General features: G+C 64.1%; 8 protein-coding genes and 1 tRNA gene. 1 reads left to right on the plus strand and 8 read right to left on the minus strand.

All coding sequences use genetic code 11. The features are described from left to right. Nucleotides 1–67: 67 nt before the first annotated feature. Complete coding sequence (locus ACTHQX_RS21425; RefSeq protein ID WP_440159269.1) at nucleotides 68–997, minus strand: NAD(P)-dependent oxidoreductase; 930 nt, start codon at nucleotides 995–997, stop codon at nucleotides 68–70. A 70-nt stretch (nucleotides 998–1,067) separates the two neighbouring features. Between ACTHQX_RS21425 and ACTHQX_RS21430 the strand changes: the two genes are divergently transcribed. Continuing rightward, complete coding sequence (locus ACTHQX_RS21430; RefSeq protein WP_440159268.1) at nucleotides 1,068–2,132, plus strand: D-2-hydroxyacid dehydrogenase; 1,065 nt, start codon at nucleotides 1,068–1,070, stop codon at nucleotides 2,130–2,132. Between the two features lie 167 nt (nucleotides 2,133–2,299). On the opposite strand, the gene ACTHQX_RS21435 is transcribed toward ACTHQX_RS21430, so the two are convergent. The 7 genes from ACTHQX_RS21435 to ACTHQX_RS21465 all read right to left on the minus strand — a co-directional run bounded on the left by ACTHQX_RS21435 (nucleotide 2,300) and on the right by ACTHQX_RS21465 (nucleotide 7,354). Beyond that, nucleotides 2,300–3,649: an MFS transporter gene (locus ACTHQX_RS21435; protein ID WP_236803736.1), complete on the minus strand. Its 1,350-nt coding sequence runs from the start codon at nucleotides 3,647–3,649 to the stop codon at nucleotides 2,300–2,302. A gap of 127 nt (nucleotides 3,650–3,776) precedes the next feature. Continuing rightward, nucleotides 3,777–4,574, minus strand: a complete 798-nt coding sequence (locus ACTHQX_RS21440) for an IclR family transcriptional regulator (protein WP_236803738.1) — start codon at nucleotides 4,572–4,574, stop codon at nucleotides 3,777–3,779. 341 nt (nucleotides 4,575–4,915) lie between these two features. Beyond that, nucleotides 4,916–5,236 (minus strand): hypothetical protein, encoded by a 321-nt coding sequence (locus tag ACTHQX_RS21445; protein ID WP_236803740.1) that lies wholly within the window; start codon nucleotides 5,234–5,236, stop codon nucleotides 4,916–4,918. A gap of 95 nt (nucleotides 5,237–5,331) precedes the next feature. Further along, nucleotides 5,332–5,407, minus strand: a tRNA-Val gene (locus tag ACTHQX_RS21450). A gap of 72 nt (nucleotides 5,408–5,479) precedes the next feature. Continuing rightward, the gene (locus ACTHQX_RS21455) at nucleotides 5,480–6,418 is read right to left on the minus strand and encodes an NAD-dependent protein deacetylase (RefSeq protein ID WP_440159267.1); all 939 of its coding nucleotides are present in this window, start codon (nucleotides 6,416–6,418) and stop codon (nucleotides 5,480–5,482) included. A gap of 16 nt (nucleotides 6,419–6,434) precedes the next feature. Then, on the minus strand, nucleotides 6,435–6,938 hold the full coding sequence (locus ACTHQX_RS21460) for a peroxiredoxin (RefSeq protein WP_440159266.1): 504 nt from the start codon (nucleotides 6,936–6,938) through the stop codon (nucleotides 6,435–6,437). Beyond that, nucleotides 6,935–7,354: a DUF3052 domain-containing protein gene (locus ACTHQX_RS21465; protein ID WP_236803745.1), complete on the minus strand. Its 420-nt coding sequence runs from the start codon at nucleotides 7,352–7,354 to the stop codon at nucleotides 6,935–6,937. The genes ACTHQX_RS21460 and ACTHQX_RS21465 overlap by 4 nt, the downstream gene beginning before the upstream one ends. Nucleotides 7,355–7,798: the final 444 nt, after the last annotated feature.

Genomic DNA, 7,798 nt, shown 5'->3' on the forward strand with positions numbered 1-7,798 from the left:
GCATTACCAATCCCCCGGCTCGAACCAGTCACCAAGGCAACCCGCCCGGTCAAATCAAAAAGTGAAGTCATGAAGAGGTCCCTTCTGCGGCGCTCACGGCACCCGTCCTGCTGAGGTTTGAAATGGTTTGCCGCACCACGGCCAGGTCCTGGTCCCCCAGGCCCTGCCGTTTGAGTTCGGCGTAAAGTTCGACGCCGGCCCGTGCCATTGGGGCGGCCGACCCGGCGGTGTCGGCTGACTCCACGACAAAGCACAGGTCCTTGTGCATGAACTTTGCCGGGCCGGTGGGGGTGTAGTCCTTCCGGGCCATCCGCGGGCCCACCTGGTCCAGGACGCGGCTGCCGGCGAGGCCGCCGGACAGGACCTCATAGAGGGCCGCGACATCGACGCCCGACCGTTCGGCGAGCTCAGCCGCTTCGGCGAGTGCCGCCGTCGTCGTTCCGACCACCAGCTGGTTGCACGCCTTAGCCAGCGATCCGGCGCCGAGCGGACCCAGGAGCCGCACGGTGGTGCCCATGGCCTCGAAAAGCGGAAGCAGCCGCCGGAAGTCGGCCTCGTGGTCCGCGCCGGCCATAATGGCCAGCGTGCCATCGATCGCACCGTTCGTGCCGCCGCTGACCGGCGAGTCCACCACTATGGCATGGCCTGAACTGGCCTCCCGGACCCTCTGCCCGAAAGCTTTGACCGCAGTAGGGGAAACGCTGCTCATGACCACCACGGCTGTGCCGGCGGCCGGCGGTGCTGACTTCCAGCTCTCGAGGAGTCCCGATGCCGCCTCCTCAATGTAGGCGAGGTCCGGCAGCATGAAGACGATCACCGGCTCGTCCCTGAGCTGGACCACGCTGTCTGCACCGGATCCGCCGAGCTGGCAGAAATAATCCAGAGCGCCAGGCGACCGGTTCCACGCCGTAACCGCCCAGCCCTTCCGTACGAGGTTCGCGGCCATCGGCGCCCCCATCAGGCCCAGGCCAACGAAGCCTGCCCTCTGTATATTCATGTGCAGCGAGTCCTCACGTCGTTGTGGTCAATCTTCCCAAATCTGTTCAGTATTCTAGCCTCTATTCAGTATGATGAACAGCATGACGACTGAAACCACCGTCGCGATCGCCGTCCCGCTCGAAGCCGAGTTCGTGGAACGCATTCGCGCCGTAGATCCCTCCGTAACCGTTCTCTACGAACCCGATCTGCTGCCGCCCGAACGGTTCCCGGCAGACCATGCCGGCGACCCCGGCTTCAAGCGCACGCCTGAGCAGGAGGAGCGCTATTGGGAGATGCTGGGCAAGGCCGACGTGCTGTACGGCTTCCCGAACGAAAGTCCCGCCGGCCTGGCGCGGATCGCCAGGGAAAACCCGCGCCTGCAGTGGATCCACGCCATGGCGGCAGGTGCCGGCGGAGCGGTCAAAGCCTCCGGCCTCGACGCCGAAACCCTGAACAAGTTCAAAGTGACCACATCCGCAGGCGTGCACGCCCTCCCCCTCGCCGAATTTGCGGCCCTGGGCATCCTCAATGGCTTCAAGCGGACCGCGGAGCTCGCCCAGGACCAGGCCGCCAAGGTGTGGCCGGAACTGCGGATACCCACCAAGCTGGTCAACGGTTCCTCGCTGGTGGTCACGGGGCTCGGCGAGATCGGGCTGGAAACCGCCCGCATCGCCCGTGCACTCGGCATGAAGGTCAGCGGCACCAAGCGCTCCGTGGAGCCGATCGAGGGCATCGAGGAGGTGGCGGACAACAACGGACTGGCCGGGCTGCTCGCCTCTGCCGACGCTGTGGTGAACACCCTCCCGGGCACGCCGTACACGGAAAGGCTTTTCAACCGCGAGGTCTTCGCGGCCATGAAGCCCGGCACGGTATTCGTGAATGTTGGCCGCGGAACGGTGGTGGACGAGGACGCGCTGCTCGAGGCGCTGGAGAACGGACAGGTGGCCTACGCGTGCCTGGACGTGTTCGCCGTCGAGCCGCTGCCGCAGGACAGCCCCCTGTGGAACCACCCGCGCGTCATGGTCTCGCCCCACACCTCGGCACTGAGCGCAGCCGAGAACCGCCTGATCGCCGAGCGCTTCTGCAGCAACCTCAGGACATTCCTCGACGGCGGCGAACTTCCCCACCTCGTGGATACGGTCCACTTCTACTAAAGCGTCCTTCCACTAAAGCGCCCCTGCAGCGGGAGACACCGGAGAGCCGGGCAGCCAAAGGTTGCCCGGCTCTCCTGTTGCCCCCAACACCGAAGCGCGAACGTACACCCGTGGCCCCAACCCGTTGCCGGGAGGGACCGCAAGTGTACGTTCGCGCTGTGTGGCTTCTAGCGGGCGTCCTCGATGGCCACAAGGTCGCGGCCCTTGGTTTCCGGCGTGAAGAAGGTGCTCACGAAGGAGATCAGGGCAAGCACCAGCGAGTAGATGGCCAGCACCAGCCAGGAGTATCCAGTGGCCGCGAGCAGCGCCGCTCCCACCAGCGGAACCAGCCCGCCGGCCAGCACCGCGGAGAGTTCGCGCGCCATGGCGACACCCGTGAACCGGTACTGCGATCCAAACAGTTCAGGCAGCAGGGGGCACTGCGGTCCCAGCATGGACTGCACGCCGAGAGCGATGCCAACCACCATGACAACCCACACAAGGGTGACGTTGCCGAGGGTCACGAGGTAGAACGCCGGGAAGGCGATGACAGCCTGGAACAGGGCGCCGTAGCGGTAGACCGGGACGCGGCCGAAGCGGTCGGACAGCGCACCGAAGGTGACCACCATGACGGCGGCAAAACCGGCGGCGATCAGGAGCCCCACCGGACCGATGAACTTGTCGCCGGGAAAAACGCCCGCCGGGGCTGCCAGAAACGCCACCAGCAGCGCAGAGTAGATGGAGGAATTGCCGTTCTCGCCCATGCGGAGGCCGATGCCCACCAGCACGTTCTTCTTGGAGTGCTTCCAGAGCTGGCCCACCGGGTTCTTGACCACGTTCTTGTGCTTCTCAAGCTCCTGGAACACGGGAGTTTCCTTGAGCCGCAGGCGGATGAAGACCGCGACGGCGATAAGGATCACGCTGGCCAGGAAGGGCACACGCCAGAGCCATCCTTCGAGGACTGCCTTGTCAGCGGTCGCGATGAGGGCGAAGGTGCCGGCACCCAGGAGGGTGCCCAGCTGGATCCCCACGAACGGCAGTGAGGCAAAGAAACCACGACGGCGGCGCGGAGCCACTTCGGAGATCAGCGTCGTTGCGCCGGCCTGCTCTGCACCGGCACCGAGGCCCTGGACGATGCGGAGGATGACCAGGAGTACGGCACCCAGCATTCCGGCCTGCTCGAACGTCGGCAGCAGGCCGATCGCAAAGCTGGCGGTACCCATCAGGCCGATGGTCAGGATCAGCACCATTTTCCGGCCGAACCGGTCTCCGATGTAGCCGAAGACGATGCCGCCGAAGGGCCGGGCAGCGAAGCCCACGCCATACGTGGCGAACGATGCGATCAGTGCACCCTCGTCGCCGAGCGGCTTGAAGAACAGCGGCCCGAAGATGAGTGCCGAAGCCAGGCCGTAGATGTAGAAGTCGTAGTACTCCAGAGCGGAGCCTACGGAGCTGGCAAGTGTTGCCCTTCGCAGCTGTTCCGGTTCGACGACGGCGCCGTCCGCATCAGCCAGCGGTGAATCAGTACGAGTTGTCACTAGCACTCCCTCAGAGACACCAGGCCCCCGTTGGCCTGGTGAGTAGTGACACCACCATTGCATCGGTCACTATGCTGAACAGCGTACAACATGATGAACGACTCGCCAATAGTGTCTGGGTTTTCGCTTAGCCCATGGGGTTGCCGAGGGATCTGGCCAGCTCATTGAGCTCCTTGACCATCTGCGCACCCTGTTCCTGCGAGTAGGTCGCCTTCAGTGCGGTGACGGACAGGCCAAGACTGGGGCCGTGCGCTCCTCGTGTGGGCACGGTTACGGCGAGGCACACCACACCTGTAGTGGATTCCTCGTCTTCAAACGCGTAGCCCTGCTCCCGGATCTGCTCCAGCTGGGCCTTCAGTTCCGCACCCGTGCGCAGTGACTTGGGCGTCAGCACGGGAAGCTCCGTATCGTCAGCGAACATCGCATCGATGTCGTGGTCATGAAGCCTGGCGATCAGGGCCTTACCCACGGCGCAGAGGGACACCGGCATCTTGTCGCCGATATTGGATGTCAGGCGGACGGCCGGATGGCCCTCGTACCGTGCCAGGTAGATCACGTTGGAGCCGTCAAGCATGGCGATGCGCACTGTTTCACCTGACAGCGTGGGCGCCTGCTCGCAGAAACGGTAAAACTCCTGGACTTCATCGAGGCGGCTCAAGTAGGCGGCACCCAACTCAACGAGCTTGCGTCCCAGCGTATACTCGGCTCCCTGCCTGCTGATGAGCCTGGCCTCCTCGAGGGCCAGCAGGAGGTTGGACGTGGAAGACTTGGGGATTCCGAGGTCCCGGGCGAGGTCACTGAGGGTAAGCCGGCCAGTGGCGGACGCCGCGAGCGACTCCAGAACGGCGGCTGCCCGCGTGACGGCCGGCGCCGGGGATGCGCTGCCCAGTCCGTCAGTGGCTTTGGGGGTGCGGGAATCGGCCATGATTCTCCTTATCGGTACGCGCTCAGACAGCGGGGGTCGGCAGACTGCACCGCGCGCGATCACCGGCGACGATGCCAAAACGTCCAGTCAACTGAACACATACCATCATACTGGCTGGACGGCTGCCGCTGTAGGCCCCGCCTGGTCACCCGCAAAAGGACCACTGGAAGTAACCTTCCTAATGGTTTCGTGTTTCCGGATGTTCACGGTATATTCAATTTCAAGCCTTCCACCGCGGCATCCCCCAATAGTCGCGGTGGAAGGCTTATCCAATTCTCGGGCCTCTTCGGATCTCAGGCCTGTCAGGTTCTTAAGCCTTCCCCGATCTCTGCGCCCGCTGCTCAGGCCGCATTCGCAACAGCGTGTTCCGCGGCGGCATGGTCCGCTACCGCGCTCCGTAGCCTCCACCCGCCGCCGAGCCCGTCGCGGATGATCTCCATGGTGGTCAGCGCCGAACCCGCGTTTCGCCCCAGCCGAGTCTGCAGCCGCCACACTTCGACGTCAACGCGGCTACGTCCCAGCGGCATCCGGCGCTCCGCCTCCCACCAACTGACGCGTTCAAACCATCGCAGCGGTTCCGCGCCCACCGTCCATTCCTGGCCGCCGCGGATGACAGCGCCCGGCTGCCCGTCGGCAGCGGTCCTCACAAGTACATGTTCCATGCCCGCAGGTTATGGCCGGGCAGAGACATTAAAGACAAAACCGACACAAAACCCCGCCTGACCAAGATCGAAGACTTGGTCAAACGGGGTTTTCGTGGTGGGTCCTACCGGGATCGAACCGATGACATCCACGGTGTAAACGTGGCGCTCTACCAGCTGAGCTAAAGACCCAAAGAGAGGTTTTTCGCACCGAAGCGCTCCAACCAACGAACATAGACTCTACCCGAACAGTGCCCGCAAACGCTAATCGGGTCTTGGGGCAGCGAGGGCGGGCAATTCATCTGCCAGCCAGGCAAGGGACTCGCTTACTCCGGCTTCCAGCTTGACCGTGGCGAGGTCGTCCCCGCGCGTCTGGCCGCGGTTGATGATGACAACGGGTTTACCTTGTTTGGCGGCGTGACGGACAAACCGCAGCCCGCTCATGACGCTGAGTGAGGAACCGGCAACAAGCAGGGCCTGGGCTTCATCCACCATTGCGTATGCGCGCTCCACGCGCTCCTTGGGGACGTTCTCGCCAAAGTACACAAAGTCCGGCTTCAGGACGCCGCCGCACGCAGGACAGCGGGCAACCACAAAGCTCCGGATCAGTCGCAGGTCCTCCACTGTGGCGTCGGCATCGGGAGCCATCTCGACAAGTCCGGATTCCATGGCATGGCCAAGGAAGTCCGGATTCAGCTCCTCCAGAACCTTGGCGAGCAGCTGCCGTGAATACGTGCGGCGGCATTCCAGACAGATCACCTGGTCGAAGCGTCCGTGAAGGTCCACCACGTTGACGCTGCCTGCGTCCTCGTGGAGGCGGTCCACGTTCTGGGTAATGAGTCCGGTCAGGAGCCCACGCTGCTCCAGGACTGCGACGGCGGCGTGGCCGGCGTTGGGGCTGGCTCGCCTCAGGTGGGACCAGCCGATGTGGTTGCGCGCCCAATAGCGCTGCCGGTTGGCCGCCTCAGCCACAAACTCCTGGTAAGTCATGGGTGAGCGCGGGGCCGAATCCGGTCCGCGGTAGTCCGGTATGCCGGAGTCGGTACTGAGCCCGGCCCCCGTCAGAAGTGCCAGGGGCAGCCCGGCCAGTACGTCGCGGATCCCGCCCAACGCTTCGAGGTCGCCGGCCGACGACGCGGCGGGTGGAGCCGCAGGCAGACTGGCGAAGCCTGTCAGGCCGATGCCGGTCCGCCGCTGGTCCATGGGCTGGCCCTGACGCCTAGCCCTGGGCCAGCTCTGCCAGGACCCGGCGGTATTCGGTGAGGTCACGGGCCTGGCCGCGCGGATTCACAACGACGTACCGGACCGTCCCGCCGGCGTCGATGATGAACGTTCCGCGCCTTGCCATTCCGCTTTCCTCATCGAACACGCCGTACTTTTCGGCAACGGCGCCGTGCGGCCAGAAGTCTGCCAGCAGGCTGAATTCGTAGCCTTCCTGCTCGGCGTACGCCCGGAGGGCAAACTTGCTGTCCACCGAGACCGCCAGCACCTCGGCGTCGGCATGTTCGAAGACTGCGAGGTTGTCCCTGATTTCGCACAGCTCGCCGGTGCAGATGCCCGAGAACGCGAAGGGGTAGAAAATAACCACCACGTTGCGTCCGCGGAAATCGGCGAGCCGGACGGGCTCACCAAATTGGTTAACCAGGGTGAAGTCCGGCGCCTGCTGCCCTACTTCGGGCACTCCGGCGAGGTCCACCGTTGCGACGGCGGCCTGTCCGGTCACTTGTTCTTCCTGGTCACCAGTCGCGTGGCGCTCCAGTCCTTGGAAACGCCCGCGGACGTGGTGCAGTGCAGCCCTGCGGTAGGTGCCGCGTCCTGGATGTCCGACGGCGAAACATATCCGGCACGTCCGGACTTCGGCGTGAGAACCCACACCACGCCACCCTCGGTGAGCGTCGTGAGCGAGTCGACCAGCGTGTCCACGAGGTCCCCGTCGCCGTCCCGCCACCAGAAGATCACGGCGTCCACGACGTCGTGATCATCCTCATCCAGAAGCTCCGACCCGGTCAGATCCTCTATGTCATCACGCAAGTCGAGGTCGACGTCGTCGTCGTAACCGAACTCCTGAATCAGATCCCCGTCCTTGAAACCCAATTTTTCCGCCACATTTACCGAAGTGGCGGCGTCGGCCTCGCTCACGTGTTCCTCCTGTGCATGGTGATTTCGATTACTCCAAGCCAACACCCTTTGGGCGTGTGCTTCAAGCTACGGGCGCCGCGGTGCGGCTTATTGTGCGTCACACAACAAGTATGACGGTCAAATAGGCCGGAGGGTTCAGGGGCGGCTACGCATCCGCAAGCCGTCGGAGCTACAGTGACTGTTGACAACTATGCCTAGCGGGGCAACCGCCCCGGACAAATAGGCAGTCATACACACGAGATAAAACCCTGCCCGGCGCACATGACCGGGCTGTTGTAACCGATACGACGCACACGACGCGTTCACGCCGGGCAGCTACCCTGCCGGACCTGAGTGCGCCGCTGAATGCGCGCAAAGAGAGGTTGGACGTGGCTGCAGGAGAAGATACCTCCCATATCCTCAGCGGGTTGACTAACCAGCTGCCTGATCGTGATCCGGAAGAGA

Source organism: Arthrobacter sp. SAFR-023 (genome assembly GCF_051965295.1).
Taxonomy (GTDB): domain Bacteria; phylum Actinomycetota; class Actinomycetes; order Actinomycetales; family Micrococcaceae; genus Arthrobacter.

Bases quoted from the DNA above. Each gene is read 5' to 3' on its own strand.
- ACTHQX_RS21430 (WP_440159268.1), top strand. From the start codon at position 1,068: ATGATGAACAGCATGACGACTGAAACCACCGTCGCGATCGCCGTCCCG.
- ACTHQX_RS21445 (WP_236803740.1), bottom strand. From the start codon at position 5,236: ATGGAACATGTACTTGTGAGGACCGCTGCCGACGGGCAGCCGGGCGCT.
- ACTHQX_RS21440 (WP_236803738.1), bottom strand. From the start codon at position 4,574: ATGGCCGATTCCCGCACCCCCAAAGCCACTGACGGACTGGGCAGCGCA.
- ACTHQX_RS21425 (WP_440159269.1), bottom strand. From the start codon at position 997: ATGAATATACAGAGGGCAGGCTTCGTTGGCCTGGGCCTGATGGGGGCG.
- ACTHQX_RS21455 (WP_440159267.1), bottom strand. From the start codon at position 6,418: ATGGACCAGCGGCGGACCGGCATCGGCCTGACAGGCTTCGCCAGTCTG.